We start from the raw sequence: 24,282 nt of genomic DNA on the forward strand, positions 1-24,282 counted from the left end.
CCATGCTGACCGCGCTCTCGATCCGCGACATGCTGCTGATCGACCGGCTCGATCTCGATTTCCGGCCCGGTCTGAACGTGCTGACCGGGGAGACGGGGGCGGGCAAATCCATCCTTCTCGACAGTCTCGGATTCGTGCTGGGTTGGCGCGGCCGCGCCGATCTCGTGCGCAGCGGCGCCGAAAAAGGCGAGGTGACGGCGGAGTTTACGCTGGATGACGACCACCCGGCCCGCGCCATCCTGCGCGAGGCGGATCTGCCCGATGACGACATGCTGCTCCTACGCCGGGTCAATGCGGGCGGCGGGCGCAAGACGGCCTATGTCAACGACCGCCGCGTCTCCGGGGAGACCTTGCGCGCGCTCTCGGCGGTGTTGGTGGAATTGCATGGCCAGCAGGATGATCGCGGGCTGTTGGACCCCCGCCAGCACCGTGCGCTTCTGGATCGCTTCGGCGGGCTCGACGGCGATCTGGCCGAAACCCGCGCCGCGTGGCGCGCCCGCCAGACCGCGCGCAAGGCGCTGACCGAAGCCGAAACGCGCCTTGCCGCCGCCGAAGCGGATCGCGATTTTCTGACCCATGCCGTTGAAGAACTGACGAAACTTTCGCCCGAAGCTGGCGAGGATGCCAGCCTCGACACCCGCCGCCGCCAGTTGCAGGCGGCGGGCAAGATTGCCGATGATCTCGCCAAGGCGGCCAGTCTGGTGGAGGAGGGCGCGGAGCGGAACCTTTTCGATGCGCTCCGCTGGATCGAGGACGCCGCCCGCCACGCGCCGCAGCTCGATGAGGTGGCCGACGCGCTGAACCGCGCGATCACCGAGATTGGCGAGGCGGGCCGGGCACTCGACGATCAGCGCCGCGATTTGATGGCCGACCCGGCGGAGTTGGAGCGTGTGGAGGAACGGCTGTTCGCGATCCGCGCGCTCGCCCGCAAACATGATGTGTTGGCCGATGATCTGGCGACATTGGCGGACGATCTCTCGCGCCGCCTCGCACAGATCGAGGGCGGAGCGAGTGAAATCAAAAGCTTGGAAGCCGCGTTGGTCGAGGCGGATCTGGCTTATGATGGCGCGGCCAAGGCGCTGAGTGAGGGCCGCAGCCGTGCGGCGAAGGCGCTCGACAAGGCCATGGCGAAGGAATTGCCGCCGCTCAAAATGGAGCGCGCCGTTTTTACCACCGAGGTCGCGCGCGGTGAGCCGGGGCCGGAGGGCCGCGACGATGTGGCTTTTGTCGTGGCGACCAATCCGGGCGCGCCCGCCGGGCCGCTCGCCAAAATCGCGTCGGGCGGGGAGCTCTCGCGCTTCCTGCTCGCGCTCAAAGTGTGTCTGACCGGAGATGACAGCGGCATCACCATGATTTTCGACGAGATCGACCGCGGCGTCGGCGGCGCGACGGCGGATGCGGTCGGGCGGCGGCTCAAAGCGCTGGCGAACGGCGGGCAGGTGCTGGTCGTGACCCACTCGCCGCAGGTCGCGGCCCTTGGCGCAAACCATTGGCGTGTCGCGAAATCTGTCGAGGATGGGGCGACCCTCTCGCGCGTCACCCCGCTCGATGAGGCCGCCCGTGTCGACGAAATTGCGCGGATGCTCTCTGGCGACGCGGTGACCGACGCGGCGCGGGACGCGGCGACGGCGCTGCTCGACGGCCCGCGCGATGGATGACGCCTCGGCGTGGTTTCGCGGCGGGCTGCGCAAGGCGCTGAGCGCGGCGATCCATCGGGCGGATCCTGAGGCAAGTATCACCCTCGATCACGTCTATCGCCGGGCCGAGGATCGGGTGGTTGTGAGCGGGACGTGGAACGGCCAGCTTGCGGTTTTCAAATGGTATTTTGGCGAGGAGGCGGAGCAAACCGCCCGTGCGGTTCATGCCCGTCTGACCGCGCTGGAGGCACAATTCACCGCGCCGCATCTCCGCGCCGTTCGCCCGCTCGCGCTTTACGGCAGCGTCGTCGTGATGGAGCGCGTCCCCGGCGAAACCCTCGCGGCGCATCTGGCGCGCGGCGATGCGCGGACCCGTGAGGCGGCCTTTCCTCAAGTGCTGAACTGGCTGAGTGCGCTCACCGCCGGGCAGCGTCGGATCGAGCCGATGGCACCGCGCGCGGCGATCCGCCGCCTGCGCCAGATGCCGCGCCCGAAGGACGCGCAGGACGCCGCGCTGTTTGACCGCCTGCGGCCCGCGCTCCTCGACTTTGCGCAGGATTTACGTGGGTTTGAGGTGCTGCGCGGGCCGGGACATGGCGATCTCTCGCCGCGCAATCTGATGCTGTCGGAAGATGTGCTGACCGGCATCGACTTCGGCCCGGACACCGTCTTTCCGCTCGCCCGCGACATCGCGCATTACCTCATCGGCACGCGGCTCAAAGGCGCGGCACCCTCGAGCGCAGCGGCTTTTGCGGGAGATGGAGACGCGGCGGGTTGGGGGATCGCGCCGGCGGAATTCGAGATGATCGCAGCTTCCGCCTTGCTCCCGGAGAGCGACCTCGCGCGCACTTTGCCCTTTTTCATCGGCCAAAGCGCGCTGATCAATCTCACCTCTCGCGACCGGCCCGAAGCGGTTCGGGCGCGCCTTCGCCGGATCGGAGAAGGCTGGCTCAAGCGCGCCGGTTAAACCGGCCACCCTTCAGTTAATCTCAACCGTCTTGCCGGGGTTGAGAATATTATTCGGATCGAGCGCGCGCTTGATCGCGGCCATCACCGCCCAGCCATCGCCATGCTCATCGGGCATATAGACCTTCTTGCCGATGCCGACGCCATGCTCGCCCGTGACCGTCCCCCCGAGGCGCAGGGCGCGTTCATTCATCAGATGCGCCAGCCGTTTGGCCTCTTTCAAATCCTCGGGCTTGTCCGGGTCCACGAGCAGACAGGCGTGAAAATTCCCGTCGCCGACATGGCCCACAATCGGCCCCATGAGCGGGCTCGCATTGATATCGGCGGCGGTCTCGCGGATCGCTTCGGCGAGTGCCGAGATTGGCACGCACACATCCGTGGTCAGCCCGCGCGCCCCCGGTTGCAACCCGAGCGCCGCCCAATACATCTTGTGCCGGGCCTCCCAAAGCGCGGCGCGTTCCTCGGGCAGGGTCGACCATTCAAACCCGTCCGCGCCGTTGTCCTCCATGATTTCCTTGGCCGCCTCGGTCTGCTCCGCGACGCCGCCTTCGCTACCATGAAATTCGAGGAAAAGATGCGGCGTTTCAGGGCGCTCTGATCCGGTCTTCAAGTTGATCGCGCGGATCGACATAGCGTCCACCAGCTCGATCCGGGCCATGGGGATGCCCATCTGGATCGTCTGGATCACGGCGGCGACGGCGCTCTCCACATCCGCAAACCGGCAGGTCGCGGCGGAGATCGCCTCGGGCTGGCCCTGAAGGCGTACCGTCATTTCCGTGATGATCCCGAGCGTGCCTTCGGAGCCGATGATGAGATGCGTCAGATCATACCCGGCGGAGGATTTGCGCGCGCGGCTCCCGGTGCGGATGATCCGGCCATCGGCGAGCACGACTTCAAGCGCCAGCACCGCCTCGCGCATGGTGCCGTAGCGCACCGCCGTAGTGCCGGACGCGCGGGTCGCCGCCATGCCGCCAAGGCTCGCATTCGCGCCGGGATCGACGGAGAAAAACAGGCCGGTCGCGCGCAGTTCCGCGTTGAGTTCCTCCCGCGTGATCCCCGGCTGCACGGTCACGTCGAGATCATCGGGCCGGACCTCCAGCACCTTGTTCATCCGGCTCATATCGAGGGAGATTCCGCCCTGGGTCGCGAGCGCCTGCGCCTCCAGCGAGGTGCCGGTTCCCCAAGCCACGAGCGGACAGCCCAGCTCGTTGCAGATCCGCGCGATCAGGCTGACCTCCTCCGTCGTCTCCGGGAAGGCCACCGCATCGGGCGGGGTGACCGGGTAATAGCTCTCGTTCTCGCCATGCTGCTGGCGGATCGCGTCGGTGGTGACGAGACGCGCGCCTAACGCGGCTGCAATCTGCGCAATGGCTTCGCTGATGGACATGGCGTTCCTCCTTGGCTCAAGGATGGCGCGGCGGGCGGGGGCAGGCAAGGCGGATTTCGTGACAAGCCACTTTGCGCTCATGCGAATCCCGCGTTAAGAGACTGTTATGGTCGAGCAGCCCAAACCCACCGGACGCCAGCAGATCGCCAGCTTTATCACGGCGCGGCGAACCCGTGTCGCGACCAGTTGGCGCACGGGTTGGCAGGCGGTGCGCGAGCAGGGGCTCGGGCAGGTGCAATTCTGGGTGCTGGCGCTCTTTATCGGGCTGGCCGCCGGGACCTGCGCCATTCTCTTCCGTATGGGCATTTCGCTTCTGCAACGGACCTTTTACGGCGCGGATGATTACAGCTTGGCGACTGCCGCGGCGGGTCTCGACTGGTGGGTCGTTATGCTCATGCCGATCCTTGGCGGGCTGGTGGTGGGGCTGATCCTCACGCGTTTTACCACGGACCAGCGCGTCCGCTCCGTCGCCCATGTGATCGAAGGCGCGGCGATGCGGGACGGGCGGGTCGAGGCAAAGGCCGGGATCGCCAGCGCGCTGGCCTCGCTGATCACGCTCTCGACAGGCGGCTCGACGGGCCGGGAAGGGCCGGTGGTGCATATCGCCGGGCTGATCTCGACGCGGATTTCGGACCTCATCCACGCCGATGGCATGACCGCGCGCGACCTTCTCGGCTGCGCCGTCGCGGGTGCGGTGGCGGCGAGCTTCAATGCCCCGATTGCCGGAGCGCTCTTCGCCCTCGAAGTGATCCTGCGCCATTTCGCCGTCCACGCCTTCGCGCCCATCGTGATCTCCGCCGTCGCGGGTGCGGTGATCTCGCGGCTGACCCTGGGCGAAGTGACCGAGTTCGTCCTCGCCCCTCACACCCTCGCATTCTACGTGGAAATCCCGGCCTTTATGCTGCTCGGCCTCGTCTGCGGAGTGGTGGCCGTGATGATGATGAAAGCGGTGTTCTTCGCCGAAGACGCGGCGAGTGTGGTCACGCAATCCCTCTCCATCCCCCCATGGGCGCGGCCTGCCATGGCCGGGGCTGTGCTTGGGGTGATCGCGCTTGGCTTCCCCCATATCATCGGCGTCGGCTATGAAACGACGACCCGCGCGCTGACCGGGCAACTCCTGATCTGGCAAGCGGTCATCTTCGCCGTCGTCAAGGTGATCGCCGTCGCCGTCACCGTGGGCGGACGGATGGGCGGCGGCATGTTCTCGCCCTCGCTCATGGTCGGCGCGCTGACGGGCCTCGCCTTCGGCTATATCGCGACGAACCTCTTCCCGACTGTTTCCGGCACCGAAACCCTCTATGCGCTCGCGGGCATGGGCGCGGTCGCCGCCGCCGTCCTCGGCGCGCCGATCTCCACCGCGCTCATCGTCTTCGAACTCACGGGCGACTGGCAGACCGGCCTCGCCGTGATGGTCGCCGTCTCTCTCGCCTGCGCGGTCTCGACCCGGCTGGTGGATCGCTCTTTTTTCCTTACCCAACTGGAACGCCGCGACGTGCATGTCGCCGCCGGACCGCAGCAATATCTTTTGCAAACCATCTCGGTCGGACGGCTCATGCGCCCGCGCGGCGCGGATAATGGCGCGTCGGACAGCAAATGCTGGGAGCTGATCGAGCAGGGCGCCTACCTGCGCACCAACGCGACGCTTGAACAGGCCATGCCGCTCTTTAATCAAAGCAAACTCGGCATCATCCCCATTGTGCGGATCGAGGGGGAGGAAGAGCCGGAACTCCTCGGCGCGGTCTTCGAGGTCGATGCGCTGAAATCGCTCAACCGCGCGCTCTCTGCGATTGCCCGCGAAGAGCATAGTTAATGGCGCTGCCGGAGCCGCCCTATTACGCCGTCATTTTCAGCAGCGATCTGTCACCGGATGATGCCGGTTACGACAAGATGGCGGAAGAAATGGCGGCGCTCGCGGCCGCGCAACCGGGGTATCTTGGGATGGAAAGCGTGCGCGGCTCGGATCGGTTTGGCATCACGGTCAGCTATTGGCGGAGCGAGGCCGATATCGCCGCGTGGAAAGCCGTGATGCGCCACCGCGCGGCGCAAAAGACGGGACAGGCCCGCTGGTATCGGCACTACACCCTTCGCGTGGCCAAGGTCGAACGCCAATATGAAGGTCCCGAAGGCCGCGACGCCCCTTAAAGTGGGGCGCAGGCGGTGCGGAGCCAGCCCGTTTCGGCCTCGCCAAGATCGGGCGAGAGGGCATCAAAAACCTGTTGGTGATAGGCGTTGAGCCAATCCTTTGCGCTTTGCGGCAGGATCTCCGGGGCGATCATTTTGCGGTCGATGGGGCAGAGGGTGAGAGTTTCGAATTCCATGAACCCATCTTCGGCCTTATGGATCGCGATCAGGTTCTCGATGCGGATGCCAAAGCGGCCCTCTTCATAATAGCCCGGCTCGTTCGAGAGGATCATTCCCGGCTCCAGCTTGACCGCGCCGCGCGGGCTGCGGGCGATGCTTTGCGGCCCTTCATGCACCCCCAAAAACGCGCCGACCCCGTGGCCCGTGCCGTGCGCGTAATCCTTGCCGATCTGCCAGAGCGGCATCCGCGCGATGGCGTCGAGATCGCGGCCCGTGACCCCGTCGGGGAAGCGCGCTTGCGTCAGGTCGATCATGCCGAGAAGGACGCGGGTGAACGCGTCTTTCGCCTCCGCATCGGTCTCGCCGGTGGCCAGTGTGCGGGTGATGTCCGTCGTGCCATCGGGATACTGCCCGCCGCTGTCGATCAGAATGACCTCGCCGGGGGTCAGGCTGCGGTTGCTGCTTTCGGTCACGCGGTAATGGACGATCGCACCGTTCGGGCCGATACCGGAGATGGTCTCGAAAGAGATGTCCTGCAGCGTGTTGCTTTCGCGGCGGAAGCCTTCCAGCACCTCGACCAGCTTGATTTCCGTGACCTCGTCGCCCGCCTCCAGCGCCGTGTCGAGCCAGTGGAGGAAGCGCACCATCGCCACGCCGTCCCGCTTGTGGGCCGCGCGCGCACCGTCAAGCTCCGCTTCGGTCTTGCGGGCTTTCATGGCGATGCAGGGATCGCCTGCCTCGACCGTCTCGGCGTCAATGGCTTGCGCGAGTTTGTAGGGCGTGAGGTCCGGGTCGATCTGCACCTTGCCCTTGAGTTGGCTCAACGCGGCCACGAGTTCGGAGGGCCGCGCGGGCGCAACGTCGCTCCCCAGATGTGCGTCGATTTCGGGCGTCAGCTTGCCCTCGTCGATGAAGAGCTCCACCCGCCCGCTGCTGTGCAGGATCGCAAAGCAGAGCGCCACCGGCGTGCGCGGGATATCGCCGCCGCGGATGTTGAGAAGCCACGCAATCGAATCCGGCTGAGTGAGCAGCACGGCGTCGATCCCGTCCTCCTCAAGCTGGCTGCCGATGGTCTCGCGTTTTTCCTGATGGCTCAGCCCGGCGAGATCCTGCGGCTGGATGCGCAAGGGTGTGACCGGCGCGGCGGGCTGATCGTCCCAGATCATATCGACCGGGTTGCGCACCGGCATCAGCTTGATGTCATGCGCCTCAAGCGCCTTGCCGAGGCCGCGCACTTCGGAGAGCACATGCAGCCACGGATCGAAACCGACCACGCCGCCATCGGGCAGATGCTCCGAGAGCCAGTCCGAGGGTTTGCACTGGCCAAGTTTGCCGAAAGTCACCAGATCGGGGTCCGACTGTTTCGGGGCCTGAAGCGTATAGCGCCCGTCCACAAAGAGGATCGCATCGCCCTGCGTGACAATCGCCAGACCCGCCGAGCCGGTGAAGCCGGTGACATAGGCCAGCCGCTCGTCGCGCTCGGCCACATTCTCGCCCTGATGCGCATCGCCGCGCGGGATCAGGAACCCGTCGAGCCCCAGCCCCTCCATTTCCTCGCGCAAGGCCGAAAGGCGCGGGCCGACATTGGCGGGATTGCTGCGGTCGTCAAAGCGTTGGAACATCGTGGATCACCAAATTGGGAAAGGACTTTTCGATCATCAGAACAGGTTATAGGTTTAGAAAGAACCGTAAACAGGGAAATGTTTTCAAGGCGGGGCTATGACGCGGATCGTCGCCATATTGTTCATCCTTGCGGGCCTTTGGAAGGGCTGGCTGGATTATGCCGATACGCTGGCGGAGGGCTATGCGCTGCGCTTCGACCGGATCGGCGAGGTCGTCTATGACCTTGCGCCCGCCTTGCTCGAAGGCTTGGGCGATCAACGCTGGATCGGGCCGGTGCTGGAATTGCCGCTCGCGCCGATTCTGCTGGTGATCGGGTTCCTGCTGCTGATCCTGCGCTCGCGTCGCCGCAATATCTTTCGCCGTTAAGCGCCGACGCGGTTGATGGTGCCTTGCGCCAGCGCGCAGAGCTTTTCGGCCCCGTCCTTCTCCGCATAAATCTCGCAGCGCGAGACCGCTTGCCGCTTGCCCGCATGGGTGCTGGCCCGCGCGATGAGCCGCTCGCCGATGGCGGGGCGCAGATAGTTAATCTTGAACTCGGAGGTCACGACATTGTCGCCGCCAAGGGCAATGCCGCCGGTAAAAGCCAGCCCGATATCGGCCAGCGCTGCGACGAGGCCACCATGGGCGAAACCGTGCTGCTGCTGATGATGATGCTCCAGCGGGATGGCGACGGTGATGTTCTCCGCGGTCACTTCCAGCACCTCCGCGCCGATCAGCCGGCTGAAGGGCTGGCGCGCGATCACGTCATTGGCGAAGGCCATGAGGTCTTGCGTCGTTTCCACCATCACACACCCTCCGCATCGAAGAGCGCCGCAAGCTGCTCGGTCATCGCGCCGGCGAGTTGCTCCACATCGGTGATCGTCACGGCGCGGCGGTAATAACGCGTCACGTCATGGCCGATGCCGATCGCGTTGAGCTCCACCGAACTGCGCTTCTCGATCATCTCGATCACGTCTCGCAGATTCCGCTCCAGATAGTTGGCCGGATTGACGGAGAGCGTGGAATCGTCCACCGGCGCGCCGTCGGAGATGACCATCAGGATCTTGCGCTGCTCGCTCCGTGCGCGCAGGCGGCGATGCGCCCATTCGAGGGCCTCGCCGTCGATATTTTCCTTGAGCAAACCTTCTTTCATCATCAGCCCCAGATTGGGCCGCGCCCGCCGCCAGGGGGTGTCCGCGCTTTTATAGATGATATGGCGCAGATCGTTGAGCCGGCCGGGCGTCGCCGGGCGTTCCGCCTCCAGCCATGTCTCGCGGGATTTGCCGCCCTTCCAGGCGCGGGTGGTGAAGCCGAGGATTTCGCATTTCACCTGACAGCGCTCCAACGTGCGCGCCATCACATCCGCGCAGATCGCGGCAATCGAGATCGGCCGCCCGCGCATGGAGCCGGAATTGTCCAACAGAAGGGTGACCACCGTGTCGCGGAATTCCACGTCTTTTTCGACCTTGAAAGACAGCGGCAGGGTGGGGTTCGCGATCACCCGCGCGAGGCGGCCTGCGTCGAGCAGGCCCTCATCCATATCGAATTGCCAACTGCGGTTCTGTTGCGCCTGAAGGCGGCGTTGCAGGCGGTTGGCGAGGCGGTTGACCGCGCCCTTCACCGGCTCCAATTGCTGGTCGAGATAGTGACGCAGGCGGATAAGCTCCTGCGGATCGGCCAATTCTTCCGCTTTAACAATCTCGTCGAAGGCTTTGGTAAATATCTTGTAATCCGGTGTGGCCTCGCTGTCCGGTGCCGCGGGTTGCTCCTGCGGTGCCTCCGCGTCATCACCATCGGCGGGCGAGCCTTCGGAAAGCTCATCCTCGTCCTGCGCAATCGTCGCTTCGGCGGCGGAGGAGCTGTCCTCCTCCTCGGCCTGCTCATTCGGGCTCTCGTCGAACTGCTCGTCCGCTTCCTCCTCGCCGCGCCCCTGATTGTCGTCATTGGCGTCCTCGGGCGAGTCCTCCGGCGGGGTGTCATCCTCGGTCGGATCATCGGGATCTTCGCCAAGCTGGTCGCCATAGCCAAGGTCGCGGATAATGTCGCGGGCGAGCCGCGCGAAGGCTTCCTGATCGCCCAGCACATTGTCGATATGATCGAACCGCCCTGCAATCTGCGCGTCCAGATAATCGCGCCACAGATCCACCGCCTGACCCGCCGCACCGGGCAGCTTCCGGCCCGTAGCCTGCTCGCGCATGTAAAAGCCCGCCGCCACATCGAGCGGGATATCGGTCATATTGCTGGCTTTGTCATAGCCAGCGGATTCGGCGCGCTCGGCATGGATCGTCTCGATATTGCGGGCCGCGCCCGGCATGGCGCGCGCGCCCGTCGCCTCGATCCGCGCTTGCTCCAGCGACTCATGCAAAGCCTGCGCCATCTCGCCATCGGGGGCAAAACGGGCATGAAGCGCCGCGTCGTGGAAGCGGCGGCGCAGGGCGAAACTGTCCGACATGCCGCGCGCCCGCAGCACCTCCGCCCGCGTCATGCGCCGCGAGATTTGCGGGAGCCGCGCATTCTCACGGGTCAAACCCGGCGGGTCCGCCGAATAGGAGACGGTGAGATCGCGATCCGCCGCCAGCGCCTTGGTCGCCCCGGTAAGCGCCTTTTTGAACGGGTCGGCAGGGTTGTCAGATTTGGTCACGACGCCTCCAATTGCGCGCTTCAGTGAGGCCGCGCATCCCTAGCCTAAGCCAGCGCGAAACGGGTGCCAAGCACCCGGCGCGGCTTACATCGCGGCGAGAAGGGAGCGCTGGTAGTAAGGGGTGCAGTCGTCGAGCAGCTTGCCCATGCCCTCACCTTCGGGGGTAGCTTCGGCCGCAGCGGCGCCGCTTTCCTTCTCCACCGTCAGCATGGTTTCCAGCATCGGATAGGCCGCGTAATAGGCAGAGCGCCGCGCGGCCATCAGCGTTTCTTCGTCGAGATCACCGGCAATGCGCATCATGGCCTGATCCTGCGGTCCGAGATATTCGTCGCGCGGCTCGGGGCCGGGGACGCCAAGTTTTTCGCCGACATCATAGGTCGCGCGGAGCATTTCGGTGCAGGAAATCGCGGTGGTCTGCTCGTCGGTGAGATCCATCTCCGCGATGGACTGCGTCGGCGCGGGCGTCTCACAAGCGGCGAGGGCGACCAGCGCGAAAAGCGGGGTCAGGGCTTTGATTGTCTTCATCCGAGGCTCACATTGGCTGCGCTTTCGGGCAGCTCTTCATCGAAGCAACGCTGGTAGAATTCCGCCACGGTCTGGCGCTCCAACTCGTCGCATTTGTTGAGGAAAGTCAGGCGGAAGGCAAAGCCGACATCGCCGAAGATCCGCGCATTACGGGCCCATGCAATACAGGTCCTCGGGCTCATCACGGTGGAAATATCGCCGTTCATGAAGGCGTTCCGGGTGAGATCCGCGACCGTGACCATCTGGCTAATGACCTTGCGGCCTTCATCATCGGCATAGGTCGGGTTCTTCGAGAGAACGATTCCGACCTCGTCGTCATGGGGCAGATAGTTGAGCGTGACGACCAGCGACCAGCGGTCCATCTGGCCCTGGTTGATCTGCTGGGTGCCGTGATAGAGGCCCGTCGTGTCGCCGAGGCCGACCGTGTTCGATGTGGCAAACAGGCGGAAGGACGGATGCGGCGTGATCACCTCGTTCTGGTCCAGAAGGGTCAGCTTGCCCTCGGCTTCCAGAACACGCTGGATAACGAACATCACATCGGCCCGGCCCGCATCATATTCGTCGAAGATGATCGCGCAGGGATTGCGCAGCGCCCAAGGTAGGATTCCGTCCTGAAATTCCGTGACTTGCAGACCGTCCTTCAACTTGATCACATCCTTGCCGATCAGGTCGATCCGGCTGACATGACTGTCGAGATTGACCCGCACGCTCGGCCAGTTCAGCCGCGCGGCGATCTGTTCGATATGGGTCGATTTCCCGGTGCCGTGATACCCCTGCACCATGACCCGCAGATTGTGCTGAAACCCGGCGAGAATCGCGAGGGTGGTGTCACGGTCGAAAAGATAGCTGTCGTCACGGGCAGGAACGCGCTCCGTCACATCGGCAAATCCGCGCACGGTCTGATCGCTGTCGATGCCGAACACATCGCGGACGGAGAGTTCTACGCTCGGTAAATCCATGGGGCCTCCGGGGGTTGTCGAAACCTTGTGGACCATGCTGCGGAAGGGTGCAACCCCGCCCTTGCGGCGTCAGCTTTCCTTGACCGTTTCCATCGCGACGAAGGTGGTTGTGTGGGAGACATGCGGCATGGCGGAGAGGGTTTCGCCCAAGAAACGCCGGAACCCCGCGATATGAGCGGTGCGGACCTTTAGGAGATAGTCGTAACCACCTGCGATCATGTGACATTCCTCGATCTCGCGCGTTTCGCGGGCGGCTTTGGAGAACGCATCCAGCGCCTCGGAGCGGGTGTCCGTCAGCGAGACCTGCACGAAGGCCACATGGCCCGCGCCGAGTTTGGTGTGGTCGAGAATTGCGGTGTAGCCCTTGATGAATCCGCCCGCTTCGAGCTTCTTGACCCGTGCCTGCACCGGGGTTTTCGAGAGCCCCACCGTGTCCGCCAGCGCGGCCATGGAGAGTCGCCCGTCGCGGGTTAGCGCGGCGAGGATCTTGCGGTCGATCCGGTCAAGCGGGTTCTCATTCTCATCCATCGCAGAACGATAGTGCGAAAAAGCGGTTAAGAACAGTCCGATTGCGCTGCCGATTGGATCATTTCAGACCATCCGCTGTCGCGATTTTGTGTCATGGTGGCGGGAAAGGGAGGCGCTCATGCTTGATGATATTCGCAAAGACATTCGGAACGCGACGCTGGCGGACGAGGCCGAGATTCTGTCGCAATTGATCGACACGGCGGCGCTGTCGGAGACGGACCGTGCGCGGATTGCGGATCAAGCGGCGAAGATCGTCAAAAATGTCCGTGAGGGTGAGCGCCCCGGCATTATGGAAGCGTTTTTGGCCGAATATGGCCTCTCGACCCAAGAAGGCGTTGCGCTGATGTGCATGGCCGAGGCGCTGCTGCGGGTGCCTGATGCCGAGACCGTGGACGAGTTGATCGAGGACAAGATCACCCCTCATGACTGGGGCGAGCATCTGGGCGATTCGTCCTCTACCATGGTGAACGCCTCGACCTGGGCGCTGATGCTGACGGGCCGGGTTCTCGAAGAACGCGAGCCGGGGATCGTCGGGTCGCTCCGCGGCATGGTCCGCCGCATGGGCGAGCCGGTGATCCGCACCGCCGCCACCCGCGCGATGCGGGAAATGGGTGCCCAATTCGTTCTCGGTCAGACCATTCAGGACGCGATGAAGCGGGGCCGCGATTATACCAAGAAGGGCTACACCTACTCCTTCGACATGCTCGGCGAAGCGGCCCGGACCGAGGACGATGCGAAGCGCTATCACGACGCCTATCTCGACGCGATCCACAAGATCGGCAAATCCGGCGACAGCGGCGATATTCGCAAGAACCACGGCATTTCGGTCAAACTCTCGGCGCTCCATCCGCGTTACGAGACCAGCCACCGCGAGGATTGCGTGCCGGTGCTGGTCGCGCGTCTGCTGGAGGCCTGCCAACTCGCGAAATCCTACAATATCGGCCTCAATGTCGATGCGGAGGAGGCAGACCGTCTCGATCTCTCGCTTGATATCATTGAGGAGGTGCTGTCCGATGAGAGCCTCGCCGGGTGGGACGGGTTCGGCGTGGTCGTGCAGGCCTATGGCCGCCGCGCCGCGCCGGTGATCCGCTGGCTTCACGCGCTGGCCGAGAAGCTGGATCGCAAGATCATGGTGCGCCTCGTGAAGGGCGCCTATTGGGACACTGAAATCAAGCTCGCGCAGGTGAAAGGGCTCGACGGCTTCCCGGTGTTCACGCGCAAGGCAAATACCGATGTGAGTTATCTTGGTTGTGCCCGTCTGCTGCTCGACAGCCGCGACCGGATTTATCCGCAATTCGCGACTCATAATGCGCATACGGTCGCCGCCGTCCTTGATATGGCGGGCGATGATTTCAACAGCTTCGAGCTTCAGCGCCTGCATGGCATGGGCGAGAGCGTGCATGAGATCGTGCGCCGCCAGACCGGCGTGACCACGAGGATTTACGCGCCCGTCGGCGCGCATCGCGACCTGCTCGCCTATCTCGTTCGCCGCCTGCTGGAGAACGGGGCGAACAGCTCCTTCGTCAATCAGATCGTCGATGAGGACATCCCGCCCGCCGAGGTTGCCGCGGACCCGATTGCCGAGGCATTGGAGCATGAGCAAAAGGCGCATCCGGGTGTGACGCCGCCGGAGAAGATTTTCGGCGACCGGCGCAATTCGGAAGGCTGGGATTTGCTCGATCCGGTGGATGTGATGCGGTTCAAATCGGCCCGCGCGCCCTTCGCCGCGCCCTATACTTGGGAGGCGGGTCCGCTCTCCTCCGCGCTCGGCGCGCAGGATGGCACGCCGCGCGAGTTGCGCAATCCGGCCAAGCGCGAAGAGGTGATTGGCACGGTCTATGAGGTCGATCAGGCGGGTGTTGAGGCGGCCATCACCGCCGCGATTGACGGGCAAGAGGCTTGGGCCGCACGCCCGGTTTCCGAGCGCGCGGACATTCTGCGCAAGGCGGGCCAGCTTTATGAGGAAAACGCGGGCGAAATCTTCGGCTGCATCGCGCGCGAGGCGGGGAAGACACCCTTCGACGCGGTGGCCGAGATCCGCGAGGCCGTTGATTTTCTGAACTATTACGCCGATCAGGCCGAGGCCGCCGAAGAGGGCACCGAGGCGCGCGGCGCGATTGTCTGCATCAGCCCGTGGAACTTTCCGCTGGCGATTTTCACCGGCCAGATCGCGGCGGCGCTCGTCACCGGCAACAGCGTTTTGGCGAAACCGGCCGAGCAAACGCCGCTGATCGCCTCCATCGGCGCGCGGCTTTTGCATGAGGCGGGCGTGCCGAAAGAGGTTCTGCATCTGCTGCCCGGCGACGGCGAGAATGTCGGCGCGCCGCTCACCACCGATCCGCGCATTGCGGGGGTCTGCTTCACCGGCTCGACCGAGGTGGCGCGGATCATCGAGAAGGCGTTGGCGAAAAACGGCGACCCGGACGCGATGCTGATCGCGGAGACGGGCGGCATCAATGCGATGATCGTCGACTCGACCGCCCTGCCGGAGCAGGCCGTGCGGGATATTACGGCGAGCGCGTTCCAAAGCTGCGGCCAGCGCTGTTCGGCGCTGCGTGTCCTCTACGTGCAGGACGATGTGGCCGACGGTGTTCTTAAGATGCTTAAAGGCGCGATGGATGCGATGGTGATCGGCGATCCGTGGGATATGTCCACCGATATCGGCCCGGTGATCGACGAAGAAGCCTATGAAAACATTACGTCTTACACTAAGGCGCATCAGGCGGACCGTCTCCATGCCATTGACGGCCCGACCAGCGATTTCTTCGTCACGCCGGTCGCGATCAAGACGCAAAATATCGGCACGGTGGAGCGCGAGGTCTTCGGCCCGGTCCTCCATGTCGCCCGGTTTGGCGCGGAAGAGATCGGCAAGGTGATCGACGATATCAACGCGCGCGGCTTCGGCCTGACCTTCGGCATCCACAGCCGGATCGACGCGCGGGTGCAGGAGGTGGTCGACGGCGTCCACGCGGGCAATGTCTATGTGAACCGCAACCAGATCGGCGCGATTGTCGGCAGCCAACCCTTTGGTGGGGAAGGACTTTCCGGAACCGGGCCGAAGGCGGGCGGGCCGTTCTATCTCTCCCGTTTCCGCAAGAGCAAACGGGCGGGCGGGCGTGTCAGCGGTGAGACCGTGAAGCTACCAAGCTGGCCGGATGCGGCGGCTTGGGCGGCGCGGAATGACCGTCTCGCGGTGCTGCGCCGCCGCGGTGCGGACACGGCATTGCTTAATGATATCAGTACCTCGCCGCTCAATGCTGAGGAGCTTCCGGGGCCGACAGGGGAGTCGAACCGTCTGCGGCTCGCGCCGCGCGGGCGGGTGCTCTGCCTTGGCCCCGATGCGGAGAGCCTCAAGGCGCAGGTCGTGACCGCGCTCGCCATGGGCAATGCGGTGGTGGCGATTGCGCCGAAGGCGATGGAGACGCTCGACAGTCTGCGCGGCGGAGGTGTGCCGCTGGTGATCCGCGAAGGGCAGGTCGAGGCGGGGGCGCTGACATCCGGCCCACTCGATCTGGTTGCCTTTGCCGGGGATGACGCGGCGCTGCGCCCGCTGCGTCAGGCGCTTGCGGCGCGGGACGGGGCGATTGTGCCAGTCGTGACCGATCTCAACCGCCTCTCGGCTTTCGCGCATGAGCGCGCGGTTTGCATCGACACCACGGCGGCGGGCGGCAATGCGGCCCTGCTCGCAAAAGTGTCCTGAGCCAAAACTTAACGGGCTGTCATATTTCTCACGAGATTTGTGACAGCCCGTTAACCAGCTTCGCGCGGTTTATGACAGTGGATTAACCAAGCCCGTGCGAAATGTGACAGCGCGTTAACCGAGCCGTGTCTTTTTCGTGGAGAGCAGGAGCGAGGTTTCGGACGCGGCGACACCTTCGATCAGGCGGATGCGGGCGAGCACCGCGTCGAACCGGTCGAGATCCGGGGCGCTGATCTCGATGACCAGATCCCAGCGGCCATTGGTGGTGTGGATCGCGGCGACCTCGCCGATGCCGGAGAGGGTGCGGATGACCTGATCCGTGCGCTTGCCCTCGATGGAAAGCGACATGATTGCCCGCACTGCGCCGCCAAGCGCGTCGCCCTTCACGATGGCGGAAAACCCAACGATTTCACCGCGTTCTTGCAGTTTCTCCAAGCGCGCGCGCACCGTGGCGCGGCTCACCCCGAGGTCATGCGCCAGATTCGCAATGGCGCGCCGTCCGTCGCTGCGCAGGATACCGATAAGCTTTTCGTCCAGATCGTCCATTTTGATAAGTTATCCTATTCGTTTCGAGAAATATAGCGCCCAAATCGACCACTTTAACTGCTTTTCCCTGCCTGATTTGGACGCCATCTTATGACCGAAACGAAAATGAGGACGACATGACAGAGATTCATCTGCTGGGTGCGCCGATTGAAGAGGGCGCGGGCCGCAAGGGCTGTGTGATGGGGCCGGATGCGTATCGCACGGCGGGGCTCGCCGAGGAATTGGCGGCGCTTGGCCATGACGTGACCGACCACGGCGATGTGACGCCGGAAGAGGTGAGCGGGCTGGAGGCGCCGGGCACGGCGGTTCACCATCTCAATGAGGTCGCGGGCTGGACGCGCGGGCTCTTCAACGCGGCACGGGATCTGGCGAAAAAGCCGGGCGTGCCGGTCTATATGGGCGGCGATCATGCGCTGTCGCTCGGTACGGTTGCCGGGCAGGCGGAGGCGGCGGCGGAAGCGGGCCGGCCGCAATTCGTCCTTTGGCTCGACGCACATAGCGATTTCAACACGTTCCAGACGACTGAGAGCGGCAATCTGCATGGCACGCCGCTGGCCTATCTTTGCGGGTTGCCGGGGTTCGACGCCTATCTCGGCGCGCCGCTGAAAACCCCGTTGGACGCCAAGAACGTCTGCATTTTCGGCCTGCGCTCGGTGGATCTGCCGGAGCGGGAGCTGATCACGCAGCACGGCGTTGAGGCGTGGGATATGCGCGCGATTGATGAAAAGGGCGTGACCCGGCTGATCGGACCGTTTCTGGAGCGTGTGAAGGCGGCGAATGGCCTCTTGCATGTCTCGCTCGATGTGGATTTTCTGGAGCCGAGCATCGCACCGGCTGTCGGGACCACGGTGCCGGGCGGCGCGACCTTCCGCGAGGCGCATCTGGTGATGGAGATGCTGCATGACAGCGGGCTCGTGACCTCGCTGGACCTCGTGGAGTTGAACCCCTTTCTCGATGATCGCGGCATGACCGCGCGGCTGATGGTGGACCTCGCCGCGAGCCTCTTCGGTCGCCGTATTATGGACCGTTACACAAGGAGTTACTGATGGCTATTAAAGCATCTGAACTGGCGCTGGTGCCTTTCGTCAGCGTCGAAAACATGATGAAACTGGCGCTGGAGATCGGCGTCGAGCGGTTCATTTCGGAACTGGCGGAGTATATCGAATCCGACTTCCTTCGCTGGGAGGAATTCGACAAGACGCCGCGGGTCGCCGCCCATTCTCATGAAGGCGTGATCGAGCTGATGCCGACGTCGGACGGGCGGGATTATGCGTTCAAATATGTCAACGGCCATCCGAAGAACACCAAGACGGGCCGCCAGACGGTCACCGCTTTTGGTGTGCTGGCGGATGTCGACAATGGCTATCCCGTGCTGCTGACCGAGATGACTATCCTGACGGCGCTGCGCACGGCGGCGATGTCGGCGCTGGCGGCCAAGCATCTGGCGCCGAAAGGGGCCAAGACGATGACCATGATCGGCAATGGCGCGCAGTCGGAGTTTCAGGCGCTTGGGTTCAAGGCGGTCTGCGGGATCGAGACTATCCGGCTCTATGATATCGACCGCGCGGCGTCCGAGCGGTGCAAGCGGAACCTCGAGGGCTCCGGGCTGAAGGTGGAGATTTTCAGCACCGGCGAGGAAGCCGTTGAGGGCGCGGATATCATCACGACCTGCACGGCGGACAAGCAATATGCGACCATCCTGACCGACAACATGGTCGGCGGCGGTGTGCATATCAACGCGGTTGGCGGGGACTGTCCGGGCAAGACGGAGCTGCATAAGGACATTCTGCTGCGCTCGTCGATCTTTGTGGAATATCCGCCGCAGACCCGGATCGAGGGCGAGATTCAGGCGCTGCCTGAGGACTACGCCGTGACCGAGCTTTGGGAAGTGATGGCTGGCAAGACCGAGGGGCGGAAAGACGCGCGGGAGATCACGCTGTTCGACTCTGTCGGCTTTGCTATCGAGGATTTCTCGGCGCTGCGCTATGTGCGCGACCGGCTGGACGGGACGCAGCATTATCAGATGCTGGACCTTTTGGCGGACCCGGATGATCCGCGCGATCTTTACGGGATGCTGCTGCGTTCGGGCGCATAAGAAAAGGCCGGGGATGAGCCCCGGCCTTTTTCATTTGGTGTGTCGATCAGCGCCCGGTGATGCCGGGGAACATGATCAGCACCGCGACGGCAAGCACCTGCATCATGATGAAGGGTACGAGCGCGCGGAAGATCTCGCCCAAGGGAATGTCCGGCGTGACCGATTTGAGGTAGAAGGCCGCCGGGCCGAAGGGGGGCGAGAGGAAGCTCACCTGCATATTCATGCAGAACAGCACCCCGAACCAGACCGGATCATAGCCAAGATCGGTGATGATCGGCACGAAGATTGGCATGGTGAGAAGCGCAACGCCGACCCAGTCGAGGAACATGCCGAGGACGAAGAGGATCGCCATCATCACCAGGAGGATGATCGTCGGGTTCTCGGAAATGCCGGTGAGCAGGTTTGAGACAAACGTCACGCCGCCCATAAGGTTGAACACCCCGACAAGGGCGCTTGCGCCGATGCCGATCCAGACGATCATGCCGCAGGTGGCGAGGGTGCGTTTGGCCGCGTCGATCATGAGACCGACGGTGAACTCGCCGCGGATGATGGTGGAGATCATAACCCCGAAGACGCCGACAGCGGAGGCTTCGGTGACGCTGGCGATGCCCGAATAGATCGAGCCGAGCACCATGCAGACCACGAGGAGCGGCAGGATCAGGCCCTTGAGCAAGCGCAGTTTTTCGGCACGCGGCACGTCGCCCACGTCATAGGATGGTGCGATCTCCGGGTTCAGCCGGGCGCGGATCAGGATATAGGCGATGTAGAAGCCCGCCAGCATGAAGCCGGGGACGAAGGCCGCCGTGAAGAGATCACCAATCGAGACGTTCGCGGTTAGCCCGTAGATGATCAGCACGATCGAGGGCGGGACCATGGTGCCAAGCGCGCCGCCCGCGACGCAGGTGCCGATGGCGAGCTTGCGGTCATAGCCGAGGCGGACCATTTGGGGCAGGGCGATCAGGCCGAGCAGCACGACTTCGCCGCCGATGATGCCGGACATGGCCGCGAGGATCACCGCAACGAAAATGGTTTGTACCGCCAGCGCGCCCCGGATTTTGCCGCCGATGAGGCGCATGGCGTCGAAGAGATCGCGGGCGATGCCGGATTTGTCGAGGATTGCCGCCATCAGCACGAACATTGGCACCGAGACGAAGACGAAGCTGGAGACGAAGCTGTAAACGCGGCTGGTGATGAGCGGCACGCCCATGGGGCCGAACCAGCCGAGGGTGAAGAGAAGCGCGACCAGAAGGGTCACGAAGGCGAGCGGCATGCCGGTGACGAGCAGCGCCAGCAGCATGACGAACATGAGGAGGGTGCCGCCTTCAATGCCGATGGCCTTTAGCGCGCCGGGTTCGAGAAATTCCATTAGCGCTGCCCTCCGCGAAGATAGTTGAACGCCAGAATGAGGAACTGGATGGTCAGGGCGACCATGGCGGCGCAGAGGAAGATTTTGACGTAAGCGGGGTAGGGTGGGTTCCAAGCGGAGCCGGAGGTTTCGAACCGCATCTCGCCGCTCGGGGCGAAGGTGGCTTTGGTCGCCATGCCCCAGGCGGCCCAGCCGAACATCACTGAGGTGAAGGCGCAGACGAGGGAGATCACGATATCGAGCACCCGCCGCGCGCCTTTGGGGATCACGTCATAGATAAGGACCACGCGGATATGGCTGTCCCGCGCGACCGCGTAGAGCCCGCCATAGATGAAGGCGAGGCCGCAAAGGAACACCACCGTTTCATGGACCCAGGCCGTCGGGCTGTTCAGCACATAGCGTGCGAAGACTTCCCAGATCAGCATGAACATGGCGGCGACGATCATCAGCGCGAAGATCACGCCGCCCTTGTCGATGATGCGACCAAAGAAGCCAGCTTCTGGGACCGCTCCGGGGTCGGGGCCGTGAAGATCCTCCTCAGGCGCGTGTTCGGTGGATTCGTTCATATCGGCCTCCCCTTGGGTTTAAAAAAGCCGGGGCAGAGCGCCGCCCCGGCCGATCCGCTTATTCTGCGGGCTGGTCTTCGCTCTCGGCAGCGTCCGCCTCGGCACCCTCTTCAGCGGGCGCGTCCATCAGACCTTCTTCGGTCAGATAGGCGATGAGCGTGTCATAGACTTTCTGCGCGTTGTCAGAGCCTTCAGCAACATCTGCCCATTGCTCGGTCGCGATGGCGCGGAACTTGGCACGCTCTTCTTCGGACCAGTCATGGATGGTGATCTCGCCCTCTTCCTCGATCTCGGCCTTCACGGCTTCGTCTTTCTCGTTCAGCGTCTCGATGAGGTTTTGCGCGTAATCCTTGACCGACTGGGTCATGATCGCTTGCAGGTCTTCGGGCATTTCATCCCATTTCGCCTTGTTCATAGACACTTCGACGAGGGGGAGCGAGTGGAAGCCCGGATAGACCGGATGCTTGGCCACGTCATGCATACCCTGCGCATGGTTGGTCGAGAACACGGTGTAATCCGCCGCGTCGATGACGTTCTTGTCGAGCGAGGTGAAAACCTCGGAGCCCGGCAGGTTCACCGGCGCCGCGCCTGCGGCAGCAAAGACGTTTTGGACAAGACCCTCGGGCGCGCGAACTTTGACGCCTTGCAGATCGTCCACACCGTCGAGCGGCACCTTGGACACGAAGGCTTCGAGGCCCGGCGTGGTCGCGCCGATGAAGTGGAGGCCGTAGGGCTCAACAAGCTCGTTCATCAACTCCGCGCCGCCGCCATTTTCCATGAAATCCAGCATCTGCTGCGGGTCCGACCATGCACCGACCGGGTTGGCGATCAGGCCAAAGGCCGGGTCTTTGCCGGTGAAATAGGAGGTGTCGGTGATGTGGCCGTCGAGAATGCCCGCGCCCACGGCGTCCTGCGTCTCGTTATGGGCGACGACCGCATCCACGGGCAGCATCTCGACGGAGATCGCGCCGTCCGAAGCTTCCTCCAGATTGGCGGCCCATTCCATCTGCAACTCGAAATTCGGGTTGCCTGCCGGGTCCGAGCTTTGGAACTTCAGCGCGTAGTCCTGCGCCAGTGCGCTTGTTGCCATCAGGGCGAAAGCGCCCACGGTCACTGTTGTGCGTAAGGTCATGAATCCTCTCCTGTCTTTTGAGGTTGGGCGTCATCGGCCCATGGGGTTAAGGTTTTTGAAACAATCTGCGCTACGGGCAGAGTCGCATCAACTTTTATATGCGGCTCGTCCGCTTCGGGAGGTGTGAGATCCGCAAGCTGACTGTCGAGCAAGCTCTCGGGCATATAGTGGTTTTCCCGCGCCAGCATCCGCGCCCGCAGCGCATCGCGCTCGGCATGGAGATAGACGATGTGAAGCCCCTCGACCCGCGCGCAGAGAAGATCGCGATAACTGCGTTTCAGCGCGGAGCAGGCGATCACCACCGGACCGTCGCTGCGCGCCGCCGCTTCGGCCACCGCCGCCAGCCAGGGCCAGCGCATCTCGTCATTCAGCGGCTCGCCCCGCGACATCGCGGCGACGTTTTTCTGAGGGTGAAAATCATCGGCTTCGAGAAACCGCGCGTTCAAAGCCTCGGCAATGGCGCGCGCGGCGGTGCTTTTGCCCGAGCCGCAGACACCCATAACCAGCAGATTGCGCGGGTTTTCCATCTTTTCTCCCTTAAGTTTTCATGCGTGAATCACATGTTATAATGTTGTGTTCAGGATGATGACAGCGCTATCATTAGTAGTCAAGCGTAGATAATGAGTTAAAAATGCCTAGAAAAACAAAGGGATACGCGACTTTAGCGGAGGTGGCCGAATTGGCGGGGGTCAGCCCCATTACAGCGAGCAGGGCGCTGCGCGGGCTGGAAAATGTGCGGCCGGACACTCGCGTGCGGGTGGAAGAGGCGGCGGAAAAGATTGGCTATACGCCGGACCCGATGGCGCGATCGCTCGCCAATGGACGCTCCGATGTGATCGGGGTTTTGGTGCCCTCCGTGACGAATGCGGTCTTCTCGGACGTGCTGCTCGGGCTTTATGAAGCGGCCGACGGGACGGGCATGACCATCCAGATCGGCAACACCCGCTACGACCCGGAGGAGGAGTGCCGCCTTGTTAAAACCTTCGCGGCGCAGCGCCCGGCGGGGATGATCGTGGCCGGGACGGATCAGACGCCGAAAGTGGTGGATCTTCTCAGCAATATGAATTGCCCGGTGGTGCAGGTGATGGATATCAGCGGCCAGATCATCGACAAGGCGGTCGGCCTCGATCACCGCGCGGCGGCGGCGGCGGGCGCGCGGCATCTCAAGGCGCAGGGCTATAAACGGCCCGTCTTCATGGCCGCCCAGATGGACCCGCGCAGTAAAAGCCGGATCCGCGGGTTTCGCGATGTCTGGGGGGAGGAGGCCGGGCTGGTCGCCGATCCCGCGCCGAGTTCCATCGCCCTTGGCCGCCAGATGATGGCGCAGGTCATCCAGCGCTTCCCGGAGGCTGACGCGGTCCAATGCAACAACGACGATATCGCGCTCGGCGTGGTGTTTGAGTTGCTGGAACTCGGCGTCGATATGCCGGGGAAAATGGGCGTTTGCGGTTTCAATGATCTTGAATATTGCCAGGCTGCGAACCCGGCGATGACCTCCGTGCGCACACCGCGTTATGAGATGGGGGTGAAGGCCATCGAGCTTCTGCTCGGGCAGGTCGATGGCGATGTGCTGGATCTCGGCTTCGAGGTGATGGCCCGCAGCAGCACCGCGCGGTCGCGTTAACGCGGCGGCGGGCCGGCGCCGATCACATCGCGGGAGTGGGAGTAGAATTCGCGCCGCATCACCGTCAGCGTCGCAAAGAGCGTGGTGACGACCAGCCCCGTGCCGCCAATCAGCCAGCCAAGCGCCGCGATGGCGTAATACACACCGCGCAGGGCCGAGTTGAAATGCCGGGCGGCGGCGATGTTGATTTCGGCGGCACGGCGCGCGGTGTCCTCGGTTTTCGGATCCTCAGGGTCATTTGGCACCGAGGCCATCAGCACTGCGCAATAGTTGAAGAGCCGCACGGCCCAGACGAAGCGCAGGAAGGCGATGACGATGAAGCCAAGCACCGTCATCACCTTGATTTCCCAAACGATTCGCGGCGCGGCCAGTTCGGCGGAAATGTCGCTGGCAAAGCCTGAGAGTTGGTCCGTATTGGCCATCAGCGCCACTGCACCCCCAATCGCGATCATGCAGGCAGAGGCGAAAAAGCTCGCGCTTTGCGCCAGTTGCGCGAGGATGGCACTGTCGAAAATCCGCGGCTGGCGCGTGATCATCGCCCGCATCCAGTCATAGCGATAATGGCGGATGGTCGAATGCATAGACGCGCGGCCGCGAAAGCCGTGATCGACCCAATAGCCGGTGAGCACCCAAAGCCCGATGAGCATCGATAGGGCCAGACCGTCGAGCCAGGTGAAATAGGAAAGCGCTGCTGTCATGCTTCGCAA

22 protein-coding genes are annotated in these 24,282 nt (G+C 63.7%); 9 read left to right on the forward strand and 13 right to left on the reverse strand.

Features of this window, described 5'->3' with window-relative positions; translation table 11 throughout:
* The first annotated feature begins 2 nt into the window (after window positions 1-2).
* Both recN and ACMA5I_RS03905 read left to right on the forward strand, forming a co-directional pair.
* Entirely contained in the window at window positions 3-1,658 is a 1,656-nt protein-coding gene (recN, locus tag ACMA5I_RS03900) for a DNA repair protein RecN (protein WP_525884925.1), read from the forward strand.
* Complete coding sequence (locus ACMA5I_RS03905) at window positions 1,651-2,604, forward strand: phosphotransferase (RefSeq protein ID WP_525884926.1); 954 nt, start codon at window positions 1,651-1,653, stop codon at window positions 2,602-2,604. Before recN ends, ACMA5I_RS03905 begins: the two co-directional genes overlap by 8 nt.
* A 12-nt stretch (window positions 2,605-2,616) precedes the next feature.
* Here the strand turns inward: ACMA5I_RS03905 and ACMA5I_RS03910 are convergent, their stop codons facing one another.
* Window positions 2,617-3,990, reverse strand: a complete 1,374-nt coding sequence (locus tag ACMA5I_RS03910) for an FAD-binding oxidoreductase (protein WP_525884927.1) — start codon at window positions 3,988-3,990, stop codon at window positions 2,617-2,619.
* Window positions 3,991-4,096: 106 nt separating this feature from the next.
* On the opposite strand from ACMA5I_RS03910, the gene ACMA5I_RS03915 reads away from it, so the two are divergent.
* Both ACMA5I_RS03915 and ACMA5I_RS03920 read left to right on the forward strand, forming a co-directional pair.
* On the forward strand, window positions 4,097-5,800 hold the full coding sequence (locus ACMA5I_RS03915) for a chloride channel protein (protein ID WP_525884928.1): 1,704 nt from the start codon (window positions 4,097-4,099) through the stop codon (window positions 5,798-5,800).
* The gene (locus tag ACMA5I_RS03920) at window positions 5,800-6,132 is read left to right on the forward strand and encodes an antibiotic biosynthesis monooxygenase family protein (protein WP_525884929.1); all 333 of its coding nucleotides are present in this window, start codon (window positions 5,800-5,802) and stop codon (window positions 6,130-6,132) included. Before ACMA5I_RS03915 ends, ACMA5I_RS03920 begins: the two co-directional genes overlap by 1 nt.
* Here ACMA5I_RS03920 and ACMA5I_RS03925 read toward each other — a convergent pair.
* Window positions 6,129-7,913 carry a M24B family metallopeptidase gene (locus ACMA5I_RS03925; protein WP_525884930.1) on the reverse strand — a complete coding sequence of 595 codons (1,785 nt, stop codon included), beginning with the start codon at window positions 7,911-7,913 and terminating at the stop codon, window positions 6,129-6,131. The genes ACMA5I_RS03920 and ACMA5I_RS03925 overlap by 4 nt on opposite strands.
* A 97-nt stretch (window positions 7,914-8,010) precedes the next feature.
* Here ACMA5I_RS03925 and ACMA5I_RS03930 point away from each other — a divergent pair, with 97 nt between their 5' ends.
* The gene (locus ACMA5I_RS03930) at window positions 8,011-8,280 is read left to right on the forward strand and encodes a hypothetical protein (RefSeq protein ID WP_525884931.1); all 270 of its coding nucleotides are present in this window, start codon (window positions 8,011-8,013) and stop codon (window positions 8,278-8,280) included.
* Here ACMA5I_RS03930 and ACMA5I_RS03935 read toward each other — a convergent pair.
* The 5 genes from ACMA5I_RS03935 to ACMA5I_RS03955 all read right to left on the reverse strand — a co-directional run bounded on the left by ACMA5I_RS03935 (window position 8,277) and on the right by ACMA5I_RS03955 (window position 12,546).
* The gene (locus tag ACMA5I_RS03935; RefSeq protein WP_525884932.1) at window positions 8,277-8,699 is read right to left on the reverse strand and encodes a PaaI family thioesterase; all 423 of its coding nucleotides are present in this window, start codon (window positions 8,697-8,699) and stop codon (window positions 8,277-8,279) included. The genes ACMA5I_RS03930 and ACMA5I_RS03935 overlap by 4 nt on opposite strands.
* Window positions 8,699-10,534: a cobaltochelatase subunit CobT gene (cobT, locus tag ACMA5I_RS03940; protein ID WP_525884933.1), complete on the reverse strand. Its 1,836-nt coding sequence runs from the start codon at window positions 10,532-10,534 to the stop codon at window positions 8,699-8,701. Before cobT ends, ACMA5I_RS03935 begins: the two co-directional genes overlap by 1 nt.
* Before the next feature lie 84 nt (window positions 10,535-10,618).
* Entirely contained in the window at window positions 10,619-11,059 is a 441-nt protein-coding gene (locus ACMA5I_RS03945; RefSeq protein ID WP_525884934.1) for a hypothetical protein, read from the reverse strand.
* On the reverse strand, window positions 11,056-12,018 hold the full coding sequence (gene cobS, locus ACMA5I_RS03950; RefSeq protein WP_525884935.1) for a cobaltochelatase subunit CobS: 963 nt from the start codon (window positions 12,016-12,018) through the stop codon (window positions 11,056-11,058). The genes ACMA5I_RS03945 and cobS overlap by 4 nt, the downstream gene beginning before the upstream one ends.
* A gap of 69 nt (window positions 12,019-12,087) precedes the next feature.
* Window positions 12,088-12,546 (reverse strand): Lrp/AsnC family transcriptional regulator, encoded by a 459-nt coding sequence (locus tag ACMA5I_RS03955; RefSeq protein ID WP_525884936.1) that lies wholly within the window; start codon window positions 12,544-12,546, stop codon window positions 12,088-12,090.
* A gap of 118 nt (window positions 12,547-12,664) precedes the next feature.
* On the opposite strand from ACMA5I_RS03955, the gene putA reads away from it, so the two are divergent.
* A complete protein-coding gene (gene putA, locus ACMA5I_RS03960; RefSeq protein ID WP_525884937.1) occupies window positions 12,665-16,246 on the forward strand; it encodes a bifunctional proline dehydrogenase/L-glutamate gamma-semialdehyde dehydrogenase PutA in 3,582 nt (1,193 codons plus the stop codon).
* Window positions 16,247-16,360: 114 nt separating this feature from the next.
* On the opposite strand, the gene ACMA5I_RS03965 is transcribed toward putA, so the two are convergent.
* Entirely contained in the window at window positions 16,361-16,792 is a 432-nt protein-coding gene (locus tag ACMA5I_RS03965) for an Lrp/AsnC family transcriptional regulator (protein ID WP_525884938.1), read from the reverse strand.
* A gap of 116 nt (window positions 16,793-16,908) precedes the next feature.
* On the opposite strand from ACMA5I_RS03965, the gene rocF reads away from it, so the two are divergent.
* Together rocF and ocd are read left to right on the forward strand one after the other, a co-directional pair.
* Complete coding sequence (gene rocF / locus ACMA5I_RS03970) at window positions 16,909-17,838, forward strand: arginase (RefSeq protein WP_525884939.1); 930 nt, start codon at window positions 16,909-16,911, stop codon at window positions 17,836-17,838.
* Entirely contained in the window at window positions 17,838-18,887 is a 1,050-nt protein-coding gene (ocd, locus tag ACMA5I_RS03975) for an ornithine cyclodeaminase (RefSeq protein ID WP_525884940.1), read from the forward strand. The genes rocF and ocd overlap by 1 nt, the downstream gene beginning before the upstream one ends.
* Window positions 18,888-18,933: 46 nt before the next feature.
* Here the strand turns inward: ocd and ACMA5I_RS03980 are convergent, their stop codons facing one another.
* From ACMA5I_RS03980 to ACMA5I_RS03995, 4 genes are read right to left on the reverse strand one after another with little or no spacing between them, the layout of a single operon-like run.
* Window positions 18,934-20,253 (reverse strand): TRAP transporter large permease, encoded by a 1,320-nt coding sequence (locus ACMA5I_RS03980; RefSeq protein WP_525884941.1) that lies wholly within the window; start codon window positions 20,251-20,253, stop codon window positions 18,934-18,936.
* On the reverse strand, window positions 20,253-20,819 hold the full coding sequence (locus ACMA5I_RS03985; protein ID WP_525884942.1) for a TRAP transporter small permease subunit: 567 nt from the start codon (window positions 20,817-20,819) through the stop codon (window positions 20,253-20,255). The genes ACMA5I_RS03980 and ACMA5I_RS03985 overlap by 1 nt, the downstream gene beginning before the upstream one ends.
* 58 nt (window positions 20,820-20,877) lie before the next feature.
* Window positions 20,878-21,951, reverse strand: a complete 1,074-nt coding sequence (locus tag ACMA5I_RS03990; protein WP_525884943.1) for a TRAP transporter substrate-binding protein — start codon at window positions 21,949-21,951, stop codon at window positions 20,878-20,880.
* Complete coding sequence (locus tag ACMA5I_RS03995) at window positions 21,948-22,478, reverse strand: gluconokinase (protein ID WP_525884944.1); 531 nt, start codon at window positions 22,476-22,478, stop codon at window positions 21,948-21,950. The genes ACMA5I_RS03990 and ACMA5I_RS03995 overlap by 4 nt, the downstream gene beginning before the upstream one ends.
* Before the next feature lie 104 nt (window positions 22,479-22,582).
* On the opposite strand from ACMA5I_RS03995, the gene ACMA5I_RS04000 reads away from it, so the two are divergent.
* The gene (locus ACMA5I_RS04000; RefSeq protein ID WP_525884945.1) at window positions 22,583-23,575 is read left to right on the forward strand and encodes a LacI family DNA-binding transcriptional regulator; all 993 of its coding nucleotides are present in this window, start codon (window positions 22,583-22,585) and stop codon (window positions 23,573-23,575) included.
* Here ACMA5I_RS04000 and ACMA5I_RS04005 read toward each other — a convergent pair.
* Entirely contained in the window at window positions 23,572-24,273 is a 702-nt protein-coding gene (locus ACMA5I_RS04005; protein ID WP_525884946.1) for a DUF599 domain-containing protein, read from the reverse strand. The two genes, ACMA5I_RS04000 and ACMA5I_RS04005, sit on opposite strands and share 4 nt — an antisense overlap.
* Window positions 24,274-24,282 lie beyond the last annotated feature (9 nt).

The sequence above is a fragment of the Jujubicoccus corallicola genome (assembly GCF_047345645.1).
In the GTDB taxonomy this organism is placed as follows: Bacteria; Pseudomonadota; Alphaproteobacteria; order Rhodobacterales; family Rhodobacteraceae; genus JBLEFH01.